Below are 23,832 nucleotides of genomic sequence, written 5' to 3' on the forward strand. Positions count from 1 at the left end.
CGTTAGCGTATCCGCGGATGAGATACATGACCAACGCCACCCCATCGCCGCAGCCCGCCGCCAACGCGCCCATCGTCGCGCTCGACGGTCTGGCGATGACCTACCGCGGCGAGGTGCCGGCGCTCGATCATGTGAGCCTGACCGTCAACGAAGGCGAGTTCGTCTCGCTCGTCGGTCCTTCGGGCTGCGGCAAATCGACGTTGCTGCGAATCGTAGCCGGCCTGGTCGCGCCGACCCAAGGCCGGGCATGGGTGGCTGGCGCACCGCCGCGTGCGGCCCGCCGCCGCGTGCGGCTCTCGTTCGTCTTTCAGGACGCGACGTTGCTGCCGTGGCGAAGCGCCGAGCGCAACGTGACCCTGCCCTTGGAAATCGGCGGCATGGCGGCTGCCGAGCGGGCCGACCGTGCGCGTGCGACGTTGGCAATGGTCGGCTTGGCCGAGTTCGCCGCTCGCCGGCCTCGCGAGCTTTCGGGCGGAATGCGGATGCGCGTGTCGCTGGCCCGAGCGCTCGTTGTCGACCCGCAACTCATGCTGCTCGACGAACCGTTCGGCGCACTCGACGATCTCACGCGGCAGGCACTGAACGAAGAGCTGCTGCGGCTCTGGCAACGGCGCGGCTGGACCGCGCTGTTCGTGACGCACAATATCGCCGAAGCCGCCTTTCTCAGCACGCGGATCGTCGTGCTCAGCCCGCGGCCCGGCACGATCGTCGCCGATGTTTGCACTCCGTTCGGTCGCGACCGGGACGCGGAACTGCGGGCCGCCCCCGAATTCGCCCGCTTCGTCGGCCAGATCGCCCAAGTTCTGCGGAAGGAACGCTCGTGAGGCGATCGGCCCGATGGCTCGTGGAGTTTGCCGCGCCGCCTGCGGCGCTGTTCATCGTGGTCGTGGCCGTCTGGCACACGTCGGTGGTCGCGCTGGGCATCAAGCGAAATGTGCTGCCGCTGCCGTCGCAGGTGCTCCAAGCGGGTTGGGAGCGGCGCGAGGCCTTGCTGTCGGCGGCCATGATGACGGGCGCCGGCGCGGCGGCCGGTTTCGCGCTGAGCCTCGCCTGCGGTTTCGTGATTGCCTGTTTGTTCTCGCAATCACGCGTGGTCGAACGGAGCATTTATCCCTACGCCATCTTTTTGCAAACGGTACCGATCGTGGCCGTTGCCCCCCTGATTGTGGCCTGGTTCGGCTACGGGTTTCGCAGCGTGGTGGTGGTGGCCTTCATCATCAGCCTGTTTCCCGTGATCACAAACGCCACGGCGGGCCTCACGCAGATCGACCGCAATCTTTTGGAGCTGTTCGAGCTCGCCGGGGCGACGCGCCGGCAGGTGCTCGTCAAGCTGCGGCTGCCAAGCAGCGTGCCGCACCTCGTGACGGGGGCGCGGATTTCGGCCGGGCTATCGGTGGTCGGGGCCATCGTGGGCGAGATTTTTGCCGGCAGCGGCGCGCGTTGGTCGGGCCTCGGCTACCTGATCCAGCAGACGACCGGCTTTCAGAAGACCGGCGAGCTGTTCGCCGCCGTGCTCACCTCCGCGGCGCTGGGCATGGTGATTTTCGGCAGCGTCAGTGCGCTGGGCTCGTTGATCATGAGGTTCTGGCGGGCCTAGCTTGACGCCCAACGGTGCATGCCTACGATTTGGATGGCGACATGCTCTGTCTGCAGACGGAGCCTGCCTGCTGACCGAAAGGACGACCAACGCACGTGCGCGACGAGTTTGCCCGACTCGACGAACTGACCCCGCGAGACCTCGAAAACATCGAGCGCACGACGCGCGAGGTGGGTGATTACCTATTCGCCCATCTCGAGGGCCGCCGGGCCAGCGTTTTCGAGCGGCGTTGGTGGGACGATCGCGTCATGGCCTGGGCCCTGCGCGACGAATCGGTGAAGGTGCAGATGTTCCGCTTCATCGACGTGCTGCCGATGCTCAACAGCACCGCCGCGGTCGTGGGGCACCTGCACGAATACTTCCACGAAGTCGAACGGCATTTGCCCGGCGCGGTCCGGTTGGCGTTGGCCGCGGCCACGCCCGACTCGCTGATGGGCCGGGCCATGGCCATCGCCGCCCGACGAAACGCGATGGGACACGCGCGGCGGTTCATCGCCGGCGCCAACACGGCCGAGGTTCTCGCCGCCGCCATGCGCGAGCGCAAACTCCGCCGCGCCTTTACGCTCGATATCTTGGGCGAAGCCGTGACGAGCGAAGTCGAGGCCGACCGCTATTGGCGGCTCTACCTCGACCTGATCGAACAGATCAGCCCCACGGTCAACGCCTGGCGTGAAGAGCCGCAGATCGATCGCGCAGGACTCAGCGAGCTGCCGCGGGTAAACCTGTCGATCAAGCTCTCGGCGCTCGACAGCCGCTTCGACCCGATCGACCCGGAGGGAACGATGCAGCGGGTCGGCCGCCGCTTGCGTCCGCTGTTGCGACTGGCCCGCGAGCATCATGCCCACATCCACGTCGATATGGAGTCGTATCAGACCAAGGCGCTCACGCTCCGTATCTTTCGCGAAATCTTGATGGAGCCGGAGTTCCGCGATTGGCCGCACGTGGGCATCGTCATTCAGGCGTATCTGCGCGATGCGGCCGACGACCTTGTGTCGCTCGGCAAGTGGGCGCGCGAGCGCGGCACGCCCGTGTGGGTGCGGCTGGTCAAAGGAGCTTATTGGGACTACGAGACGATCCATGCCCAGTCGGTCGGCTGGCCGCTGCCGGTCTGGCAGGAGAAATGGCAGTCGGACGCCAACTTCGAGCAGCTTACGCGATACCTGCTCATGCACCGCGACGTGCTCAAGACCGCGCTGGGGAGCCACAACCTCCGCTCGCTGGCGCACGGCATCGCGGTGGCCCGGCACCTCGGCCTCTCGCCCAGCGCCTTCGAGCTGCAGATGCTCTACGGCATGGGCGACCAGGAAAAGCAAGCGCTGGTCGATCTCGGCCATCGCATGCGGATTTACATGCCTTACGGCGAGCTGATTCCGGGCATGGCTTATCTCGTGCGCCGGCTGTTGGAAAACACGTCAAACGATTCCTTCCTCAGGGCGAGTTTTGCCGAAGAGATTTCGCCGGAGAGACTCCTTATGAACCCGCTTGAACATCGTTCGGAAAAAACCGTAGGCATCTCGCTCCGCGAGATGAATCCCCACGCGGAGCGTGAGGCCTACGGTACGTTCTCCAATGAACCCACGGCCGACTTTGCCCGTGAGGAAAACCGCCAGGCGATGCAAGCCGCGCTTGCGCAGGTTGGCGAGCAGCTCGGCCGCCACTGTCCGCTTTGGATCGCCGGCCGGCCGGTAGACACCGGCGACCGGCTGACGTCGATCGATCCCTCGCATGGCGAGCGCGTCGTCGGCACCAGTGCCGCCGCTTCGGCCGAACATGTCGACCAGGCCGTCGCCGCGGCCAAAGGCGCCTTGGCCGAGTGGAACGGCCTGGGGGTCGAGGCCCGTGCGGACTTTTTGCGTCGCGCCGCCGAGGTGCTCAGGCGTCGGCGTTTCGAGCTGGCCGCCTGGGAAGTCTACGAGTGCGGCAAAGGCTGGCGCGAGTCCGACGCCGACATTTGCGAGGCCATCGACTTTTGCGAGTTCTATGCGCGTGAGGCGATGTTTCTGCAAGGCGCTGGAGGATGGCCTTCCCAGGCCGTCCCGGAAATCGAAGGACCAACGGCACGGCCTGGGAAGGCCATCCTCCATGGCGTCGATGTGCCCGGCGAGGAAAACCGCTTCACCTATCTTCCCCGCGGCGTGACCGGCGTGATCGCGCCCTGGAACTTTCCCTTGGCAATTCTGACCGGCATGACCACGGCGGCCTTGGTCACCGGTAATACCGTGGTAATGAAGCCGGCCGAACAATCGCCGGTCATCGCCGCCAAGCTCATGGAGACCTTCGACGAAGTCGGCCTGCCGAAGGGCGTGCTCAACTATCTGCCCGGCACGGGCGAGGTGGCCGGCGCGCGGCTGGTCGAACATCCCGACACGGCGCTGATCGCCTTTACCGGCTCGCGCAGCGTGGGCCTGGCGATCAACCGCCGGGCGGCGGAAGTTTCGGCTGCCGGCATCGGCTACGTGAAGCGGGTGATCGCGGAAATGGGCGGAAAGAACGCCATCCTTATCGACGACGACGCCGATCTCGACGAGGCCGTGATGGCCGTGGTCAAAAGCGCGTTCGGCTATCAGGGTCAGAAATGCTCGGCCTGTTCGCGGGTGATCGTGCTGGCAGGCGTGCATGACGCCTTTGTCAATCGGCTGGTCGAGGCGACGCGCAGCTTGCAGGTCGGCCCGGCGGAGGATGCGGCCACCAGCGTCGGGCCGGTGATCGACGCCGACGCCCAGGCCCGCGTCCGCGACTACATCGACGTCGGCCGGCGCGAGGCCCGCGAGCTCCTGGCGGTCGACGTCGGCGCGTTGGCGGAACAAGGCTTCTTCGTCGGGCCACATATCTTCGCCGACGTGCATTCCGATTCGCGATTGGCACAAGAAGAGATCTTCGGCCCGGTGTTGGCCGTGATCCGTGCCCGCGATCTCGACGAGGCGTTCGCCATCTTCAACGGCACGCCCTACGCGTTGACCGGCGGCATCTTTTCTCGCAGCCCTGCGCATCTCGATCGTGCCCGGCGCGAGTTGATGGTCGGCAATCTCTATCTCAACCGCGGCATCACGGGCGCGCTGGTGGGGCGGCAGCCGTTCGGCGGGTTCAAAATGTCGGGCATCGGCAGCAAGGCCGGCGGGCACGACTACCTCTTGCAGTTCGTGATTCCGCGCACGATCACCGAGAACACCATGCGCCGCGGCTTCGCCCCGCCCGCCGCCGGCCCCGCCGGACCGCAAAGCGGAGAATGATTGCTCCGCGCCTCCGCGCCCGATGTACTGGCTTCGACCGCCGAAAACCGCTAACATATCAAGCGGCGCTGATGCCTTCGCGCGAGCGAGGGATGCACGCCTTCGCCACAAACGGGTATGCCATGCTCAACATCCTCGGTTCCCGCCGGAATCTCTGTGGGGGTCTCACGCGCCGCGATTGGCTGCGCGTGGGCGGCCTCGGCCTGGCAGGACTGACCTTGCCAGACGTGTTGCGGCTGCAAGACGCCTCGGCCGAGACGGCGGCCACGCGCGGCGGCACGTTCGGCAAAGCCAAGAGCATTATTCTCGTCCATCTCTACGGCTCTCCCAGCCAACTGGAGACCTTCGACCCCAAGCCGAACGCGCCGGTCGAAATCCGCGGCGAGCTGAACCACATCGCCTCGAACGTGCCGGGGCTCGACGTCTGCGAGCTGTTGCCCAAGTCGGCCCAGGTGATGGACCGCTGCGCGGTCATTCGCTCGATGACCCACCCTTATCCGTTGCACGGCGTGGCGTTCGCCTTGACGGGCGTGCCCGCCATCGACGCGCCGATGGAGCTCAGTCCCCGCGATCCGCGGCATTGGCCGTTCTTCGGCTCGGTGGTCGATTACGTCGATTCGCACGCGCCGGGCAAGCCGCGCTCGACGGAGATTCCCGCCAACATCGCCTTGCCCTGGCACATGAGCACCCGCCGCGTGGGCGAGGTGCCGCGGGCGGGGCCGTACGCCGCGTTTCTGGGCGGCGAATACAACCCGGTCTGGACCGACTTCATCGGCCAGGCCACCCGCTCGCTCATCAAGACGCTCGGCCAGCAGACGTATACCGACAACGACCCGTACATCGGTGTCTCGTCCGACAGTTATTTTGTCGTCCCTTCGGCGACGAGCCTGGAGGGCGACATCACGCTCGACCGGCTCAACCGCCGCCGCTCGCTGGTCGAGCAGTTCGACCAGATGCGCAGCCACCTCACCGAGACGGCCAGCGGGCGGCAGTTGGACCGTTACCGCGAAATGACCTACGGACTTTTGCAATCGAGCCGGCTTCGCACCGCGCTCGACGTACGGCTGGAAGCGGCCGAGACGCGCGAGCTTTACGGCGACACGCTGTTCGGCATCGGCTGCCTGGCCGCCCGGCGGTTGGTGGAGGCGGGCGGGCGCGTGGTGACGCTGTTCTGGGACGAATACGGGCTGGCCGGCAGCGGCTGGGACACGCACTGGAACCATTATCCGCGGATGCGGCAGGAGTTGTGCCCCGGCTTCGACCAAGGCTGGCACGCTCTGGTGACCGATCTCGATCGCCGCGGCCTGCTGGATGAAGTGCTGGTCGTTTGCACCAGCGAGCACGGCCGCACGCCGCGAATCAACAAAGCCAACGGCGGCGGCCGCGATCACTGGTCGCGGGCCTATTCGACGGTGCTGGCCGGGGCCGGCGTCAAGCGCGGCCACGTGCTGGGCGCCACCGACAAGCACGGCGGCGACGTCGCTCAGCGGCCCGTCAGCCCCAAGGATCTGCTGGCCACGATGTACCATCTGCTGGGCATCGATCATCACCTCATCGTCCGCGACGCGCTCGGCCGCCCGCTGCCGTTGGTTGAAGGTGAGGTGGTCGGCGAGTTGCTCGTGTGACGGTCAGTTGATTGCTTGTCGGGCAACCGCGTTAACGGCTAAGATGGCTCGCCGCTTACGGATTTGGAACAGGCAGTTTATCGGAACCGCACAAATATGCACTCGCAAATCGTCGTCCTCGGCGGGGGGCCGGGCGGATATGCCGCCGCCTTCATGGCCGCCGACCTGGAAATGGAAGTCGCCTTGGTCGAGGCCGATTCGCGCCTCGGCGGCACTTGCCTGCTGCGCGGCTGCATTCCCTCGAAAGCCCTGCTGCACGTGGCCAAAATCGTCAGCGAGGCCCAGGAGTTGGCCGACTGGGGCATCGGGTTCGCCAAGCCAAACGTCAAAATCGAGGCCTTGCGTGCCCGCAAAGAAAGGGTCGTGCAGACGCTCACGGGCGGACTGAAGCAACTCGCCAAGCAACGCAAGGTGCGGGTCGTTCAAGCCAAAGGCGTCTTCGAAAACTCGCAGACGTTGCGGTTGGAAGGGGGCGATCCGGCAAGCCGCGACGGAGATAAGCTGACGTTCGAGCATTGCATTCTGGCCACCGGCAGTATCCCTGCGAAGATTCCCGCCTTCGACCTGAAGACCGACCGAGTCATGGATTCCAGCGATGCACTGGACTTGCCCGACCTGCCGGAAAGTCTGCTGGTGGTCGGTGGCGGCTACATCGGGCTGGAAATGGGCACGGTCTACGCCGAGCTGGGCAGCAAGGTCAGCGTGGTCGAACTGACGGCGGGCCTGTTGCCAGGCGCCGACCGCGACCTGGTGAAGCCCTTGCACAAGCGGCTGGAGAAGCGCTTTGCCGCAATCCATCTCAACACCAAGGTCAAATCGCTGGTCGAGAAAGGCAAGGCGATCGAGGTCACCTTCGAGACGGACGAAGGCGAACGCAAAGAACAATACAGCCGCGTGCTGGTTTCGGTCGGCCGCAAGCCGAACAGCGCGGGAATCGGCCTGGAGAAGACCGCGGTGAAAATGGACCAGCGCGGTTTCATACAGATCGACCGCCAGCAGCGGACGTCCGATCCGCACATCTTCGCCATCGGCGACGTGGCGGGCGAGCCGATGCTGGCCCACAAAGCGAGTCACGAAGGGAAGGTGGCGGCGGAGGTTATTCACGGCTCGAACGTCGCCTTTCAGCCGCTGGCCATTCCCGCGGTCGTCTTTACCGACCCGGAGATCGCCTGGGCCGGCCTGACCGAGGAGCAGGCCACGCGCGACGGCCGGCAAGTCGAGATTTCGCGTTACCCCTGGGCCGCCAGCGGACGCGCCGTGTCGCTGGGCCGCACGGAGGGACTGACCAAGCTCCTGCTCGATCCGGAAACGGAGCGCGTCTTAGGCGTCGGCATCGTCGGCCCCAATGCAGGCGATTTGATCAGCGAAGGCGTGGTGGCGATCGAAATGGGCTGCACGGCCCGCGATCTGGCCGAGGTCATCCATCCGCACCCCACGCTCAGCGAAACGCTTTGCTTTGCCGCCGAGGCACAGCTCGGCTTCGCGACGGAAATCTATAAGCCACGCAGATCGTGAGACTCTCTGACTCCGTGGCGTCGTCGGTCGCTGCACCAGGTGGGGGACGATCACCGATTCGTTGGCGATCTCCCCCAACCGCACGGCGAGCGAGCGTTTTCGTAACATCAAGCATCACTACCGGGCACCGTCGTCCGGATCGGCGAGCAATGCATTATTTCCCGCCAAGCGAGGAGAGAATGCCAATGGATCCGAACTATCGCGCGATGATCGCCTTTCTCCGCGGCCTGGGTACGCAACCGCGAGACCGATGAGCCGATCGAATTGTCCGGCGCCGAATCGATCCAAGTCCGCGGTGCGGCAGAAAAAAAACATATCCGGTTCCTTTGCAGCCGCCGACCGGGAGGTTAAAGTACACCACAGAGCCACGATGGGCTCGTTGCACATCCTTTGGCGTTGATCGCGCTGACTCTTGAATGGCGGAGCCTCGCATGTCGCTCGAAATTTCACCTCGCGAAACAGGCCAGACCGCCGACGGCATGATCGTCGTCGATGCCAGTGGCCATATCGAATCTGTTAATATCGCCGCAGCCGGCATTTTCGGCTACGCGCTGGCGGAGCTCCTGGGCCAGCCGCTGGGCGTGTTGCTGCCGGGCCTGGCCAGCAGCAGCTTTGCCAGCCGATTGACGCCCTACCTGCAGCCCCGCGACGGCGAAAACGCCCGGCGGCTCGAAGGACGCCGCAAGTCGGGCGGACCCGTCGAAGTCGAGCTGACCGCGGTCGAAAACCAGGTGGGCGACCGCCGCTGGTTCACGCTGCTCGTCCATCCGCTGCCTCCACAGCCGCACGCCGCCCTGGGCGACGACTGCGACCTGCTGGAAGTGCTGATGGACAACCTGCCGGAAGCGATCTATTTCAAGGATCTGGCCAGCCGCTTCATTCAGGTCAGCCGCTCGCTGGCCCGCCGCTTCGGCGTCGACGACCCGCAGCAGGCCCGCGGCAAGACCGATTTCGACTTCTTTGGGGAAGAGCACGCCCGGCAGGCATACGCAAACGAGCAAGAGATGATCGCCAGCGGCCGGCCGGTGATCGACATGGAAGAAAAGGAGACTTGGCCCGACGGCCGCGTGACCTGGGCCTCGACCACCAAGATGCCGCTGCGCGACCGCCGGGGCCGCGTCGTCGGCACGTTCGGCATCTCGCACGACATCACCGACCGCAAGCTTATGGAAAGCGAGCTGGAGCAGCTCACCCGCTTTCTCGATGAGGTGCTCGACGAGCTGCCGATCATGCTGTTTGTGAAAGACGCCGAGCACCTGCGGCTGGAACGGCTGAACAAGGCCGGCGAGCGGCTGCTGGGCTTCTCGCGCGAAGAGCTGCTTGGCAAGAGCGACTACGACTTGTTCCCCGCCGACGAAGCCGACTTTTTCGTGGCCAAAGACCGCGACGTGCTGCGGTCGCGGCGGATGCTCGATATTCCGGAAGAGGCGATCGAGACCCGCTTCGGCGAGCGGATTCTTCATACCCGCAAGATTCCGCTGTTCGACGAGCGGGGCCGGCCGACGTACCTGGTGGGCATTTCGGAAGACATCACGGCCGCCAAGCAGGCCGAAGAGGAGCTGCGCCGGGCCAAGCAGGCGGCCGAAGAGGCAAGCCGCGCCAAGAGCGAGTTTCTGGCGAACGTCAGCCATGAGATTCGCACGCCCATGAACGGCATCATCGGCATGACCGAGCTGGCGCTCGACACCGACCTCACCTCGCAGCAGCGCGAGTTCTTGAACATGGTCCGCGATTCGGCCGACGGCCTGCTCTCGGTGATCAACGACATCCTCGATTTCTCCAAGATCGAAGCCGGCAAGCTCGATCTCGAATCGCTGGCGTTTCCCCTCCGCGACACGCTGGGCGACACCATGAAAACGCTGGCCTTACGGGCACACCGCAAAGGGCTGGAGCTTGCCTGCCAGGTGTTGGCCGACGTGCCCGACGGACTGGTGGGCGACGCCGCGCGGCTGCGGCAGATTGTGGTCAACATCGTGGGCAACGCCATCAAGTTCACCGACGCGGGCGAGGTGGTGATGCGGGTGGAGCGCGAGGCGGCGACTGCGGACGGCACACGGACTCTGCCTGCTACTTTGGACGAAGTCGTGCTGCACTTCGCGGTCCGCGACACGGGCATCGGCATTTCGCCCGACAAGCAGCAGTCGATCTTCGCGCCCTTCGTGCAGGCCGATGGCTCAACCACGCGCCGCTTCGGCGGAACGGGGCTGGGTCTGGCCATCTCCGCCCGATTGGTCGAGTTGATGGGCGGGCGGATCTGGGTCGAGAGCGAACCGGGCCGCGGCAGCACGTTCCATTTCACCGCCCGATTTGCCGTCGCCAGCACGCCGCTGGGGAGCGCGACGCCCGCCAGCCCGGTCGACCTGCAAGACTTGCGGGTGCTGGTGGTGGATGACAACACCACCAACCGCCGCATCTTGGAAGAGATGTTGCGCAACTGGCACATGCGGCCGACGGTGGTGGCCAGTGCCGACGAGGCGCTGGGCGAAATGGAACGGGCCTGCGCAGCGGGCGAACCGTATCCGCTGGTGTTGCTCGACGCCTTGATGCCCGACGTCGATGGTTATGAGCTGGCGCGCCGGATCAACGACGACCTGAAGTACGCCGGGGCGACGATCATGATGTTGTCGTCGTCCGATCCGCTTTCGCGCGACCAGCAGCCGCGGCTGGCGGCGTCGCTGATGAAGCCGATCAAGCAATCGGAGCTGTTCGATGCGATCATGACCTCGCTGGGCGTGTCGTTGCGTCAAGAGGAGAAGCCCGCCAGCATTGCCGCACCGGCCGCCCGGCGGCTGCGGATTCTGCTGGCGGAAGACAACGCCGTCAATCAGAAGTTCGTCAGGCACGTGTTGGAAAAACGAGGTCACGACGTCGAGGTTGTCTCGAACGGCCGCGCCGCCCTATCGGCGATCGAAACGGGTTGCTTCGACCTGGTATTGATGGACGTGCAGATGCCGGAGCTGAGCGGCTTCGAGGCCACTGCCGAGATTCGCCGGCGCGAACGGGCCGGGGGCGGCCGTCTGCCGATCATCGCCATGACCGCCCACGCCATGAAGGGCGACCGCGAGCGCTGCCTGGCGGCCGGCATGGACGAGTACATCTCCAAACCGATCCAGGCCGGCCGGCTGCTGGAGCTTGTCGAGTGTGCGACCGCGGGCGATGCGTGTTGCCGGCGCGGCACGCCGTCGGACGAGGCCCCTTGCTTCGATGCGCGGCACGCGCTGGCACGTGTGGCAGGCGATGAAGAACTGTTGCAAGAGTTGATTCGCGCCTTCGTCGACGAGTGGCCTCGCTGGCGTGCAGCGCTCGACGCCGCGGCTGCCAGCGGCGACTGGGAACAGGTGCGTCGCTTGGGTCACACCGTCAAGGGCGCGCTGGGGCACTTCGGCCTCGCCACCGCCCAAGACGCCGCTTCTCGGCTGGAGGCGCTCACCGACGACTGCGATGCCGTCGAGGCCGGCCAGGCGTGCGCCTCGCTGGTCGCTGACGTGGAGCATGTCCTGCCGCAGCTCGAAGCGCTGGACCGCAGCCTGACCTAGCGCAGGCAATTGAGCTTCGCTACGAAACCTGTTTCAATAGACGGATGAGTTCATCACTGTTCGAGGCGGCTGAAGCGGCCAATCGGCGGAACGCCGAGCCGCTGGCGGCCCGCATGCGGCCGCGGTCGCTCGCCGAGTTCGCCGGCCAGCAGCACTTCTTGGGCAAAGGGAAGCTGCTGCGACGGCTGTTGAAAGCCGACCGCCTCGGCTCGGTCATTTTCTACGGGCCGCCCGGCACCGGCAAAACGACGCTGGCGCGGTTGCTGGCCCACGAAAGCCGCAGTCATTATCAGCAACTCAACGCCGTCACCAGCGGGGTCAAGGATCTGCGCGACGTCATCGACGCGGCCCGCGACCGGCTGGCGGCCAGGGGGCAGAAAACGCTGCTCTTCGTCGATGAGATCCATCGCTTCAACCGGGCACAGCAAGACGTGCTATTGCCGGACGTCGAAGACGGCTCGATCGTACTGGTCGGCGCCACCACGCAAAACCCCTTTTTCGCCATCAACAGCGCGCTGGTCAGCCGCAGCCGAATCTTTCAGTTCCAACCGCTGTCGAACGACGATATCAAGACGGTCGTCCGCCGGGCACTGGCCGATGGCGAGCGGGGGCTGGGGGGCGAAGACGTGCGCATGGAGGAAAACGCGCTCGATTTTCTGGCCGAGGTGAGTGACGGCGATGCCCGGCGTGCGTTGGCGGCGCTGGAGGTCGGCGTCTTGTCGAGCGACGAGCGGCCGCTGGTGTTCACTCGGGCGCTGGCCGCGGAATCGGTGCAACGCAAGGCGATCGAGTACGACGCCACGGGCGACGCCCACTACGATGCCGCCAGCGCGTTGATCAAGAGCATCCGCGGCAGCGACCCCGACGCGGCCCTCTATTGGCTGGCCCGCATGCTCGAGTCGGGCGAAGATGTTCGGTTTCTTGCCCGGCGGATTGTGATTGCCGCCAGCGAAGACATCGGCAACGCCGATCCGCAGGCCCTGTTGCTGGCCGTGGCCGCGATGCAGGCCTGCGAGTTCGTCGGGCTGCCGGAGTGCCAATTGCCGCTGGCTCAGGCCGTGACGTATCTGGCTTGCGCACCCAAATCGAACGCGGCCACGGTGGGCATCGGCGAGGCCCGGCGCGACGTGGCCGAAGGGCGGCTGCTGCCGGTGCCCGTCCACTTGCGCGACCGGCACTATCCGGGCGCCAAGCGGTTAGGGCTTGGCGAAGGCTATCAGTATTCGCACGACGTTGAGGGCGGCATCGCCGCTCAGGATTATTTGGGCGTGGAGCGCGAATACTATCGGCCCGTGCCGCGCGGGTTCGAGGCCGAGTTGGCCGAGCGGTTGCAGACGATCCGTGCCAAATTGCGTGAGGGCCGGCAACGGACCGACGGTGATGTTTGAGATTTGGTTGCGACCGAATCGCCGCTTTCTGGCCTTTGCCGCGATTCTGCCGGCGGCCGCATTCGTTGCGGGAATGGCCCTAGTGGCGGCCGCGCGAAGCGGTCCAGGGCGCGGATGGCTGCTGGTGCCCGGCGCGATGGTTAGCGGCGTCTCACTGGTGGGGCTGCTGTTCTTGTTCTGGCAATCGCGGCAGGCCCGCTTGGCGTGCGACGGCCGGCGGCTGCTGGTGCAGCTTGGCAGCCTGCGGCCGGTGGCGGTGCCGCTGGAAGTGGTGGAAGGCTTCTTGCTGGGACAAGGCCCTAGCTTCTTGCCGGGCAAACGTTACGAAGCCGCCCAAGTCGCGAACTTTGTCGTGCGACTGGCCGAGCGGGCCGGCGAGTGGGAACGCGTCGAAGTCAACCGGCAGCTCGGCACGTGGTGCGGGCACTACATCACCATCCGCGGAACCTGGTGCCAGCCGCTGAGCGTCGCTTTGGTCAACCGTCTGAACGCCCGTCTGGCGGAAGTCAAACAGGCCCTGCCGCGCGAGGCCGCTCGATGACCCGCTTACTGGTCAGCGTCCGTTCGCTCGACGAGGCCCGTTTGGCCGCGGCGGCGGGCGTCGACTTGATCGACCTGAAGGAACCGCGGCACGGACCGTTGGGCCGCGTGACGCCCGACGTGGCCCTCGAAGTCAGCCGCGATCTGGCGCCGGACAATCCGCTGAGCATGGCCTTGGGCGAACTGGCCGACTGGACGCCGAGCGACCGTCACTTCTGCCACCAGATACCGCCGGGCATCGTCTACGCCAAGATCGGCCTGGCCCGATGTGCCGGCCTGCCCGACTGGCGGTCGCAATGGCAGCGAGCCATTCATTCGTTTCCGTCGCATTGTCAACCGGTCGCGGTGGCGTATGCCGATTGGCAGACCGCCGCCGCGCCCGAACCGAACGCGGTTCTTGCGGAGGCGGCCGGCAATGGCTGCCGTGCCTTGTTGATCGACACCTGGCGCAAAGACTCCGGGGACGTTTTTGCGCATCTCAGTGTCACACGGCTTGGCGATCTTATTCGCCAGGCGCACGACGGCGGCCTGCTGACCGTGTTGGCCGGTTCGCTCAGCCTGACGAACGTCGAGCGGGCGCTATCTCTTTCGCCGGGCTATCTGGCCGTTCGCGGCGCCGTTTGCGGAGGCGCCCGCGACGACGATGTTTGTCCGGCGAAGGTCGCTGAATGGCGAATGCGTGTGGTTGTGTAGGCTCCTCACGACAGGAAGACGGCGGAGCCGGCAGTTTAACGCCTTCGCCGCGTCGGTGTCAAAGTTTGCGCTTAACTGCGCTGATCCGCGGCGGCCGCATCCCGCGGCTCAGGTGGCGTTGCTGCTGAAACAATCCGCTCTGGGTGGCGTTCCTGGAGCTTCCGATAATACTCGACCAGCTTTCGCGGATCGTGCCCTACCGCCGCGGAAATTCGGTGGCGTACATCGCGCACGGCTTGAATCGCAGGATCGTCCTTCATGAGGGTTCGCCCTCTCCTAATAGTTCCAGCGGCGTGACCAACGACCTTCCAATTCATCGACAACGGCTGCGCTGGTCACGACGTCAAAGTCCCATCGGTGGTCGTCCCACCATTGGCGCGTCCAGGCCCGCCGCGCCAGCATCTCTGGCTCCGACCGAACCTCATAATAAAAACTCGGTATCGTGATCTCCACATAAACGCGACGATTCATCAAGTTCATTTTGACGAGCGATGCTAATACTCGATAATATCTTCCACGTCGATCGACCAGAGCCCCAGCGAGCCGTTGAGCTTTCGCCACAGGCTGCGATCATCGCCATTTTCCTTTTTGAAACGGGGCAGCGTCCAGCAGTGTAACGCGGCTTACGCGGCGTTCGCAACATGCCGGCAGCGATGCCGGCAGGTTAAGCTGGCAACCAACCAGGGAAAGCGAGTCTTGCGTGGCGGCGGGCGCTTCAAGATTATGGCGGCTTCTTTGCCGGCACGTACACCTGCGCATAGCAGGCAAAGAGGTCGTGAGGATCTCCATATTCCCGCAGCAGGCGACCGTTCATCGAAGCCGCGATCCCTTTCTGTCGGCCCAGCCGCGTGATGACGAGATAGTCGTACGGCCGCTCCGCCGACTCATAATAAAACGGATTGTTGCAGGCCAGCGCGACGTTGCGCCCCGCCAGATAAGCGTCGAACACGAACGCCTCGTCAAGCACCAATCGGGCATCCGGCGGCAGGTCGCCCAGCAACTCGCGCGCAAACCGCGGCGCGTTGTAGTCCACATCGTTCCAATGCCGCGCGTGCGTCCACCACGTGCGCAGGCCGAGCCCTGGCAACATCGCCGCCGCCAGCACTCCGCCCAAGGCGATGCTCCTCAAGCGCGGCCGGCGCGCTTCGGCGGACAGCCAGCGGCCGAGATTGACCACCGCGAACGCCACACACAACCAGACCAGCGCGGCCGGGTAACACCAGTAGCCCTTGGCGCCGTGCGGTCCCTGCACCGTCACCAGCAGGTACACCGCCGACCAGGCCAGGGCCACGAGCAGCCTTGCCTGCCGCCGGCGATTCGCCACCGCCAACCATGTCGCCGCGACAAGGCCCGTCGCCATCAGGCCCAACTGCAACGGCTGCGCATACTCCAGCAGCAGGTGGTAGTGGTAGACCAGCGATTCCCAAGGCAACAACATCCGGGTCAGCAGGCCCGGACCCGCCTGGTCGATCACGTTCTTGACAAACTGCTCGCGGAACAGTTCCGGCCAGCGGACGATGAGCGGCGTCCACAGGGCAAACGTGGCCAGCGCCGAACCCGTGAGCACGGCGAGGTCCGTCAACCGGCGTTTGACGCCGCTCGCCGAGATGGCCACCCAACCCGCGATTTGCAGGCAATAAGCGAAAGCAAACGGGTGCGTCAAGAGTCCCAGGCCCAGCAGAGCGCCGGCCAACGCCAGCCGCCGCCAACGGCCCGTTGCCTGCCAAGACCCAACGGCCAGCAGGGCCGCCAGTCCGAGCATGCCGCAGAGCATGTCGGGCCGGGCACGGACCGCCGGAAAGAAAAACGTCCGCGACAGCGAATAGAGTGCCGCCGCCCAAAGTCCGACCGTTTCGTCGCCCAACACCTGTCGGCCCAGCTCGAAAACCAGCCAGACGGCGACCAGTCCGGCGACGGCCGACGCCAGCCGCGCCGTGCCGTAGCCCGCCGGCAAAAGCCGGTAGAACGGTGCTTGCCAATAAAAGTAAGCCGGCGGCATGGCGAACAGCGCCGTATCGACCCGGTAAAACCAGCTTCGGTGGTCGCGCGCCGGCACGTAGGGAACACGCGGCACGCCTTCCGTCGCCACGGTCCAGCCCGGCACGGCATAGAACTCTTCGTCTTCGCCGCCTTCCTGCCGGTACGTCACCGGCAAGCGCAGCACCACAAAGACCAGCGCGATCAGGAACAAGGTCGGTATAGGTTTCAGCAACGGCAGTCTCCACGGTATCATACATTGTTGCCCTTGATTCCGCTGAATACGATTATGTCCATTTCCATTCGCCCGCTGCCAGGCACCAGCCGTGACCCGCTCTATCCCGATTCGGACGGGGAACCGATGGCCGAAACCGATTATCACCTTGCCGCGATCGTTTATCTTTACACCGCCTTGAAGCAATGGTTCCGCTCGCACGACCACGTGTATGTCGCCGCGGACATGCTGCTTTATTACGAGGAAGGCAATCCCAGCGCGGTTCGCGGTCCGGATGTGATGTTGGCGAAAAACGTCGTGGGCAAACACATGCGCCGTTCGTTCCGCACTTGGGAAGAAGGCGTTCCGCCGACGGTGATTATCGAAGTGACGTCGAAGAAGACGCGGCGCGAAGACGAGGTCGAAAAACCGCCGGTCTACGCGTCGATCGGAGTGAAGGAGCTGTTCCCGTTCGACCCCGAGGGCGAATACCTTCGGCCGCGGCTGCAGGGCTTCGAGCTCGTGGCCGGAAAGTACGTCGCGCTGCCGCCGAACGACGCCGGGCAACTTTTCAGTCGCGAGCTGGGGCTGGTGCTGGCGATCGAAGACCACCTGTTGCGATTGATCGATCCCAGAGGTAAGCCACTGCCGACGGCCGACGAACTCGCAGAACAAGCCAAGCAAGCGCGAAGCGAGGTCAAAAAAGCCGAGCGCGAAACGAACAAGGCAAAACGAGACGCTGACAAGGCCAAGCGTGAGGCTGAAGAAGCAAAACGCCAAGCCGCCACTCTCGAAGCCGAACTGGCCCGGTTGCGTGCCAAGCTGCCGCCGGATGACCGGAAACAAAAGTAGATGACAACTCACCCCATGTTCCATTTTGTTGCCCGACGCTTCGATACCGGCCGGCCAGCGCGCTTCGATATCGATGAAGGCCGTATCGTCCGCGTCCAGCGTCAAGCCATCGAAGGACAATCGGCCCACAGGCTGCCGTGGGTCGCCCCAGGCTTCGTCGATCTCCAGGTCAACGGTTACGCCGGGCAGGAGTTCAGCTCGCCGAAGCTGACGCCCGAAGACGTCGCCAAGATCGTGCGGCAACACTGGGCCTTCGGCGTGACCGGCCTCTGCCCCACGCTGACGACCCAGAGCTTCGATTGCCTTGCCCACGGCCTGCGGGCGATCGATTTTGCCTGCCATACCTTTCCCGACATCGCCCGCTCCGTTATCGGCGTTCATCTGGAAGGGCCGTATATCTCGAGTGAGGACGGGCCGCGCGGCGCGCATCCGCGCGAGCATTGCCGCCAACCGAATTGGGACGAGTTCCAGCACTTGCAGGAAGCCGCCGGCGGGCGGATCCGCATCCTTACGATGTCGCCGGAGTTTCCGGGCGCGGCCGATTTTATTGCCCGCGTGTCGGCCCATCAGGTGGTGGCGGCGATCGGCCATACGGCGGCCGACGGCGAGCAGATTCAGGCGGCCGTCGAGGCGGGTGCTCGGCTGAGCACGCACCTGGGCAACGGTGCGCATGGCGTCATCCGTCGGCATCCGAACTACGTTTGGCACCAAATGGCCGAAGACCGCTTGATGGCCAGCTTGATTGTCGACGGCCATCACTTGCCCGGCGAGGTGGTGAAGTCGATCGTGCGTGCCAAGTCGCCCCAACGCTGCATCCTGGTGAGCGACGTGTCGGGCCTGGCCGGCCTGCCGCCGGGCCGGCACGCCAGCAGCGGCGGCGACGTCGAGCTACTCGCAGATGGCCGGCTGGTGGTGGCCGGGCAAACGCAGTTGCTCGCCGGTGCCACTCTGCCGATCGGCGTCGGTGTGGCAAACGTGATGCGGTTCGCCGGCATCGATCTGGCGACGGCCGTGGCGATGGCCAGCATTCATCCGAACCGGTTGCTGGGCCGGCCGCCCGGCACTTTGCGTCCCGGCGACTTGGCCGACCTGGTGCTCTTCGATCTCGATGCGTCGGACCAGCCGCAGTTCACGGTCCGTTCCACCATCGTGGCGGGCGAAGTTGTGTGCGGCGAGCCTGGCGGCGAATAAAGCGAGGGCCGGCCGTGCGACAGTTTGCCCGTGGATTGCAGCTCGTGGCTCTCGTTCTGCTTCCGTTGAGCATGCTCTTGCAGATTGCCGACGCGATCAGTGTCGGCCGGATGCTGATCGTGATGGTGGCCGGCTTCGCGCTGTTCTGGATTGGCCGGATCGTGGAGGGCTATCTGCGGGCTTAGCTACCGGTTCCGCCACAAGATCCGGTCGTCGATGCCGAGCGCGGCTTGCATCGCGGCAATGTCGGCCTTGAAGCGGCCGGCGTCGAGCGGATAGCCTGCCGTCGGCCGCAGTTCCGGCAGATGCCCGGCCCAATACCGGTTGAACGGCCGCATCGCCAGCTCGCGCAAGTATTTGGAGGTCATCGACGCGACCGCGCAGGGCAGATACCGCTCGGCGTTGACGCGGAACACGACCTCCGTGCGGCAATCGTCCGGCCCCCAGCGATAAATGCTCTCGTTGCGGCCCTCGCCGTAGACCTCGACCAGGTGCGATACGTGCCGTTGCAAAAGCGGTTGATAAAAGTTGCGCCCGCCGTGCTTGTCGCAAATCACCGCGACGGGCGCCGGCGGCAGCGCAGCGAGCACTTCGCTCAGCAATTCGAGCGTCAGCAGCGAAAGCGCGGTGCTCTTGTTGTGCTCTTCGGTGAGCGCGTTCCAATGGTCGGCGAAGACCGCCCGACTGCGGACCGCCAGCAGCCTGACGCCGGCCTTGTCGGCTTCGGCGATCAGTTGCCCCGCCAGCAGGCCGAGCTGCTCGCCGTCGGCCGCGACCGGCAACGCGCAGTCGTAGTCGCGATGCCAGGGGAACCGGTCGAGTTCGCCGGCCGCATGGTGATCCAGCACTCGCCAGACTTCGCGCCAACTTGCCGGACGATGACCGCCAAGGGCCAAGGCCGCGAGCACGCCCAACTCCAACGCACCGAGACCTTCCGGCGGCCGATAGACCACCTTCGAATCGGCCAGCACCAATCGCCGCGGCGCCGACGAGCGCGGCGGGCACTCGCCGGCAGTTTTCTTTCTCGGCGTCTTGGTGGGCGGTGTTTTGACGACCGCCCTGCGAAGCAGCTTATAGAGATCGACTTCGCGCGGCTCGCCCGGCACCGACCACACCGTGGCCGAGATCACCAACGGCCCCAGGTTCGGGGCGTAACCGGCTTCATCCGTTCCGACAATATAACCCACGGCGCGATCCCTCCGCCTATCTCGATTCGGCCCACGCGACGCACCTATATAGCACGCGGCTGACATTGGGGCCAGAATACATGGTGGCTGGGACAGAGCTTGGCCGGACGGGGCTACTCGATCGGCAGTTTGTAGCTCACCGCGCCGATCACCTGCCCGACCTTCTTGTAAGCCGGATGACACGTCATGCACTTTTCGTTGACGACCGGCACCAGCGTGGCCGCCAGCAGATATTGTTTCCCTTTTTCGGTTGCCACTTCATCGACGTAGCTTTCGCCGGCGAGGATTCGTTTGATCGCCGCCTTCTCGAAGCTGCTGTGCGGCACGTTCTCATCGTTGGTCGGATGTCCGGTGGCATCAACCAGCCGGGCATCGTGCCAGCCCTTCTCGCGCATGGCGGCAAATAAGTCGCGGGCGATCTCGCCGGCCGCGACGTCTTTCTTGCTATCGACGTAGGTATTGGTGATGAACACGATCGTCGTCTTGTAAAGATCATCGAGCATCTTCACCTCGCGGCGTGCCCGTTCGACGTCGGGATTTTTTGCGGCGGTCGCGGCGTCGGCGGCGTCCGCGGCGGGTTCACGCAACACGGCGACCGACGCCGCGGAAAGTGCCAGGATCAAACCGCTGGCGGCAAGAGTTCGAGCAGAGAAGTGAGACATCGACAAAGTCCTCCGGGCGGGGTAAAAGGGGTGGGAACGTTCGTAGAGCAAGCGTCCCGCTTGCTTTTCGCCCGGCCGGGCGGGGCGTTGCGAGCGACGATTCAAGCGGGAACGCTTGCTCTACGCGGCGGATAGCGGATAATAAAGTCCAGTTATCCGTTTCAGGCCCGAAGATACCCGACCTAAACTGGATGTCAAGGTCCAGTTATCCTTTTTCTGCAAGCCGCCATGATTTCACAGACCGCCGAATACGCCCTGCGGGCCATCGTCTACCTGGCCGACCAAAGCGACGCACCGCAGACGACGCAGCAAATCGCCGAGATCACCCGCGTGCCTGCCGGCTACCTGGCCAAGGTCATGCAGGGCCTCAGCCGGGCCGGCCTGGTCCGAGCGCAACGCGGCCTGCACGGCGGCTTTACGCTGGCCGTGCCGGCCAAGAAATTGACCGTGCTCGATGTGGTGCAGGCCGTCGATCCCTTGCGGCGGATCGAGCATTGCCCGTTGGGGATCGAAGGGCATCAATCGCTCTGCCCGCTGCACCGGCGGCTCGACAACGCCGCGGCGATGGTGGAAAAGGCGCTCGGCGCTTCGACGATCGCCGAACTTTTGGCCGAGCCGAAGCGGGGCAAAGTGCCCAAGCCGCTCTGCTCGTTCGTGGAGGAGTAGTTCGGCTGTGCCACGCCGGCCTCGTGTGGTTATCGGTTGCCGGGAAATCGCTGCTTGACTTATTCCAGGTGTCCGCGCGTGACGTCGCCCTGCGAGAAACGAATGTAGCGAATGTGCCGGTCATGCCGATTCTACTTGCAATGCACAAGTCGGCGGATGCTTGGATGCTAGCGACACTCGTTTTGGCGACCGCGGCGGTAATAGGATCGTCGGCCGAGCGATCTGACGGCTTGCCGCGAGCGGCCGTTCATTCGTTGCTGCCCGGTGTACTCGCGCTCGATCAACCCAATGGGCAACCGCCGGTGGCCGACGACGCGGCGTCCGATCCACGAATATGGCTGCCGCCGAAAAAGGGCCGGCTTTCCCTTCGGACTGGGCGGCGCCGGGCACGCGACAAAAATGCCCAGGCACTGAGCTCGCCCGACTCATCGAGGTCCTTGCGTGCCCGGCTGCCGCCGGTGTGGCGGAAATGGGCGCTGGGGGTTCTCGCGTCGCTCGTCGTGCTGCTTGCCGCGACGCCGGTACGGGCCGAGGATTTGTCGCCGAACAATCAAAGCGGTTTTCCGCGCCGGCCTTACTGGGGCTCGCCAAATATCGTCGTTACCGATCCGGCCGAATATCCGCGGCCGGAAAGTCTGGAGAACGACGACCCGGGCAGCTTCTGGTATTCGCTGCGGCCCAACATCTTCAACGTCCCGGTTGAAGCGGAGTGGGACTTTTACAACATTATCAACACCGACCGGCCCGACTTCACCGACGCCGTTTATACCGTGGGCAAAGGCGTGACCTATCTTGAAACCGGCTTCACGTACAGCAAGATCAACACCTTCGACCAGCAGGTCAACACGCGGCAGTTGCCCGAATCGCTGCTGCGCCACGGGCTGACCGACGAGTTCGAGTTGCGCTTGAAGTGGCCGGGCTATCTGATGTCGAACATCCGCGACCCGCACACCGGCGCGCAGCAAAACAACTTCGGCAGCGAAGACATCGACGTGGGGTTCAAGTATGAGATTCTGCAACAGAGGGGCTGGCGGCCGATGACGACGCTGGTGGCGGGCATGACCTTGCCCACCGGCGCGCCAGGCGTCAGCGCCAACTTCGTGCAGCCGCACTTCAATCTGCTTGCCGGCTGGGGCCTCCGCCGCTGGCTCTATTTGAAGTGGCAAACCGGCTGTGATTTTGTCCATACATCGAGCCCGCAGTTCGTCACACCGCTGACCGGATCGTCGAATCCCGGCTTCGTCGCCGTGCGGTCACCGCCGAACTCCTGGCACGAATCGCTGTCGCTGTTGACGCAGTGGACCAAGCGGGTGGGCGCGTTTCACGAGTGGTTCATGATCTCCGGCACCGGCGGCGGCGACACGCGCGCCCAGCACTTTCTGGACATGGGGCTTTATCTTTACGCCACTCCCAACGTGCAATTCGACGTCCGCGTCGGCCGACAGATCAGCGACCGCGTGAACGACTTCTTCACGGGCGCCGGCTTTTCGGGGCGGTGGTAGTCCGCGTCCAGCAACGTCATCATCCGCTGGTGACGATTCCGGCAACATGGCATTGCCCCCATGGGAAGAACCGCGTTAAATTGGGCGGACCTGACACGCGCGAGCGTCGGTCACGCGCCCCATGCTGTTTTCTTCGAAGGGAGTCGAACGATGAAGGTCCAGGGATGGTTCGCACCGTTTTGCGTTGCTCTGTTGACGGTGGTGGCCTCGGCCGCCGACGATACACCGCGAGCCGGCGGCCTTGGCGACCGCGTGCGGCTGGCCATTGAAGGCGCGAAGACGTTTTCGCGCGACGAGATACGCGAGGCCCTGTTCAACGAACTGGAGGTCGTCGCCGCCAGCAACAAAGTCGCGCTGCTCGACACTTTCACCGCGATCGTCGCCGAGAAAATGATCGCCGGTTACCAGTGTGCCGGCTTCCCCGACGTCAAAGTCGCCGTCGCGGCGGGTGGAGACCAAATCGGGGTGACGCTCGACGAAGGCGACCGCTACACGCAAGGCGAAGTCCGCGTGATCGGATGCCAGGCCATCGATGCCGATCGAATCCAGCAGGAGCTGACCCAGCCCAAAGCCAAGGGCGGCACGCCGCCGCTTTGGGCCGGTGATGCGCCGGCGTCGTTCAACGCCGAATACCAGACCTGGCTGAGGTCGAAGGTCACCGAATTGGCCGGCGATCAGGGCTATTATCGAGCGACGTTAAAAGTGAGCATCGAGCCGGACCGGGAGACGAAAAAAGGGACGCTGAAGGTGGAAGTTGCCGACGAGGGAGCGTGCTCGAAGGCGAGTGATATTGTCTACGCAGGCGTCGAACGTGATCGCGAGGCGCTGAGACCGTATCTTGCCCTCGACCCGCGAGCGCCGTTGACGCGCGGCCTGCGCGAGCGGATCGAGCAGCGGTTGGAGCGGTCCGGGCGATTCGTGCGAGTTCAATGGAGGTTGGGAGATCCCGAAAAACGCGACGACGAATGGCGGCCGCTGCTCTACGTCGAAGAGTACAAGCCGGCGCCGCCGCTTGACGGACCGCTCACCCGCGAAGAGGCGGCGCTGTTGAAGCTGGCCGAATGGGTCGAACGGTTCGATGAGAGAGACGAGGAACTGCTGATTCGTTTTCCGGACGAGCAGGTCTCCGTCGTCTTCGCTCCGCGGCACGGCTTCATCATCCTGCTCGAGCCGCCGCGCGAGGCCGCGGCGGACCAGAACGGGGCCGGGTTTTTGAGCGCGCTCGTGATGGCCGAAGAGCGGGTCGGACTGTATTCGCTCGCGCAGCGCCGCAAAATCGATGCGGCGCCGCCGCCCGCGCCGATCATGGGAAACTCCGGCGTGGTTCAAAGCAGGGTAACACTTCCCGTTGGAGTTCTGCCAGCACCTCCTGCCGGAAGTACCTGCCGCTGCGTTGGTTACGTCCTGACGCGGCCCACGCAGGGCGGCGAAAGCTGTTACCCTGAGATTCCTTGATT

19 protein-coding genes are annotated in these 23,832 nt (G+C 64.9%); 15 read left to right on the plus strand and 4 right to left on the minus strand.

Translation table 11 applies throughout. The features are described from left to right. Positions 1-26 precede the first annotated feature (26 nt). The 9 genes from VNH11_19595 (at position 27) to VNH11_19635 (ending at position 14,124) form a co-directional block, all read left to right on the plus strand. The gene (locus tag VNH11_19595) at positions 27-824 is read left to right on the plus strand and encodes an ABC transporter ATP-binding protein (protein HVA48579.1); all 798 of its coding nucleotides are present in this window, start codon (positions 27-29) and stop codon (positions 822-824) included. Continuing rightward, positions 821-1,597 carry an ABC transporter permease gene (locus VNH11_19600; protein HVA48580.1) on the plus strand — a complete coding sequence of 259 codons (777 nt, stop codon included), beginning with the start codon at positions 821-823 and terminating at the stop codon, positions 1,595-1,597. The genes VNH11_19595 and VNH11_19600 overlap by 4 nt, the downstream gene beginning before the upstream one ends. Positions 1,598-1,692: 95 nt before the next feature. Next, on the plus strand, positions 1,693-4,827 hold the full coding sequence (gene pruA / locus VNH11_19605; GenBank protein ID HVA48581.1) for an L-glutamate gamma-semialdehyde dehydrogenase: 3,135 nt from the start codon (positions 1,693-1,695) through the stop codon (positions 4,825-4,827). 71 nt (positions 4,828-4,898) lie between these two features. Further along, entirely contained in the window at positions 4,899-6,452 is a 1,554-nt protein-coding gene (locus VNH11_19610; GenBank protein ID HVA48582.1) for a DUF1501 domain-containing protein, read from the plus strand. Between the two features lie 96 nt (positions 6,453-6,548). Further along, entirely contained in the window at positions 6,549-7,967 is a 1,419-nt protein-coding gene (gene lpdA, locus VNH11_19615; protein HVA48583.1) for a dihydrolipoyl dehydrogenase, read from the plus strand. A gap of 431 nt (positions 7,968-8,398) precedes the next feature. After that, on the plus strand, positions 8,399-11,503 hold the full coding sequence (locus VNH11_19620) for a PAS domain-containing protein (protein HVA48584.1): 3,105 nt from the start codon (positions 8,399-8,401) through the stop codon (positions 11,501-11,503). A 44-nt stretch (positions 11,504-11,547) separates the two neighbouring features. After that, complete coding sequence (locus tag VNH11_19625) at positions 11,548-12,891, plus strand: replication-associated recombination protein A (GenBank protein HVA48585.1); 1,344 nt, start codon at positions 11,548-11,550, stop codon at positions 12,889-12,891. Further along, positions 12,884-13,432: a hypothetical protein gene (locus VNH11_19630; protein ID HVA48586.1), complete on the plus strand. Its 549-nt coding sequence runs from the start codon at positions 12,884-12,886 to the stop codon at positions 13,430-13,432. Before VNH11_19625 ends, VNH11_19630 begins: the two co-directional genes overlap by 8 nt. Then, positions 13,429-14,124, plus strand: coding sequence for a (5-formylfuran-3-yl)methyl phosphate synthase (locus VNH11_19635; protein ID HVA48587.1), 696 nt, complete (start codon positions 13,429-13,431; stop codon positions 14,122-14,124). The genes VNH11_19630 and VNH11_19635 overlap by 4 nt, the downstream gene beginning before the upstream one ends. A gap of 276 nt (positions 14,125-14,400) precedes the next feature. Here the strand turns inward: VNH11_19635 and VNH11_19640 are convergent, their stop codons facing one another. Both VNH11_19640 and VNH11_19645 read right to left on the minus strand, forming a co-directional pair. Next, entirely contained in the window at positions 14,401-14,595 is a 195-nt protein-coding gene (locus VNH11_19640) for a hypothetical protein (protein ID HVA48588.1), read from the minus strand. 250 nt (positions 14,596-14,845) lie between these two features. Then, on the minus strand, positions 14,846-16,336 hold the full coding sequence (locus VNH11_19645) for a glycosyltransferase family 39 protein (protein ID HVA48589.1): 1,491 nt from the start codon (positions 16,334-16,336) through the stop codon (positions 14,846-14,848). 54 nt (positions 16,337-16,390) lie between these two features. Here VNH11_19645 and VNH11_19650 point away from each other — a divergent pair, with 54 nt between their 5' ends. From VNH11_19650 to VNH11_19660, 3 genes are read left to right on the plus strand one after another with little or no spacing between them, the layout of a single operon-like run. After that, positions 16,391-17,167, plus strand: coding sequence for a Uma2 family endonuclease (locus VNH11_19650; GenBank protein HVA48590.1), 777 nt, complete (start codon positions 16,391-16,393; stop codon positions 17,165-17,167). After that, on the plus strand, positions 17,168-18,358 hold the full coding sequence (locus tag VNH11_19655) for an amidohydrolase family protein (protein HVA48591.1): 1,191 nt from the start codon (positions 17,168-17,170) through the stop codon (positions 18,356-18,358). A 44-nt stretch (positions 18,359-18,402) separates the two neighbouring features. Further along, positions 18,403-18,543: a hypothetical protein gene (locus VNH11_19660; GenBank protein HVA48592.1), complete on the plus strand. Its 141-nt coding sequence runs from the start codon at positions 18,403-18,405 to the stop codon at positions 18,541-18,543. Here VNH11_19660 and VNH11_19665 read toward each other — a convergent pair whose 3' ends face one another. Both VNH11_19665 and VNH11_19670 read right to left on the minus strand, forming a co-directional pair. Continuing rightward, complete coding sequence (locus VNH11_19665; protein ID HVA48593.1) at positions 18,544-19,545, minus strand: hypothetical protein; 1,002 nt, start codon at positions 19,543-19,545, stop codon at positions 18,544-18,546. A 113-nt stretch (positions 19,546-19,658) separates the two neighbouring features. Continuing rightward, a complete protein-coding gene (locus tag VNH11_19670; GenBank protein HVA48594.1) occupies positions 19,659-20,207 on the minus strand; it encodes a DUF3365 domain-containing protein in 549 nt (182 codons plus the stop codon). 228 nt (positions 20,208-20,435) lie between these two features. Here VNH11_19670 and VNH11_19675 point away from each other — a divergent pair, with 228 nt between their 5' ends. The 3 genes from VNH11_19675 (at position 20,436) to VNH11_19685 (ending at position 23,830) form a co-directional block, all read left to right on the plus strand. Continuing rightward, positions 20,436-20,873: an Rrf2 family transcriptional regulator gene (locus VNH11_19675; protein ID HVA48595.1), complete on the plus strand. Its 438-nt coding sequence runs from the start codon at positions 20,436-20,438 to the stop codon at positions 20,871-20,873. A 164-nt stretch (positions 20,874-21,037) separates the two neighbouring features. Continuing rightward, positions 21,038-22,375 carry a transporter gene (locus tag VNH11_19680; GenBank protein HVA48596.1) on the plus strand — a complete coding sequence of 446 codons (1,338 nt, stop codon included), beginning with the start codon at positions 21,038-21,040 and terminating at the stop codon, positions 22,373-22,375. Between the two features lie 150 nt (positions 22,376-22,525). Continuing rightward, positions 22,526-23,830: a hypothetical protein gene (locus tag VNH11_19685; protein ID HVA48597.1), complete on the plus strand. Its 1,305-nt coding sequence runs from the start codon at positions 22,526-22,528 to the stop codon at positions 23,828-23,830. The last annotated feature ends 2 nt before the right edge of the window (positions 23,831-23,832 follow it).

Source organism: Pirellulales bacterium, from assembly GCA_035533075.1.
Classification (GTDB): domain Bacteria; phylum Planctomycetota; class Planctomycetia; order Pirellulales; family JAICIG01; genus DASSFG01.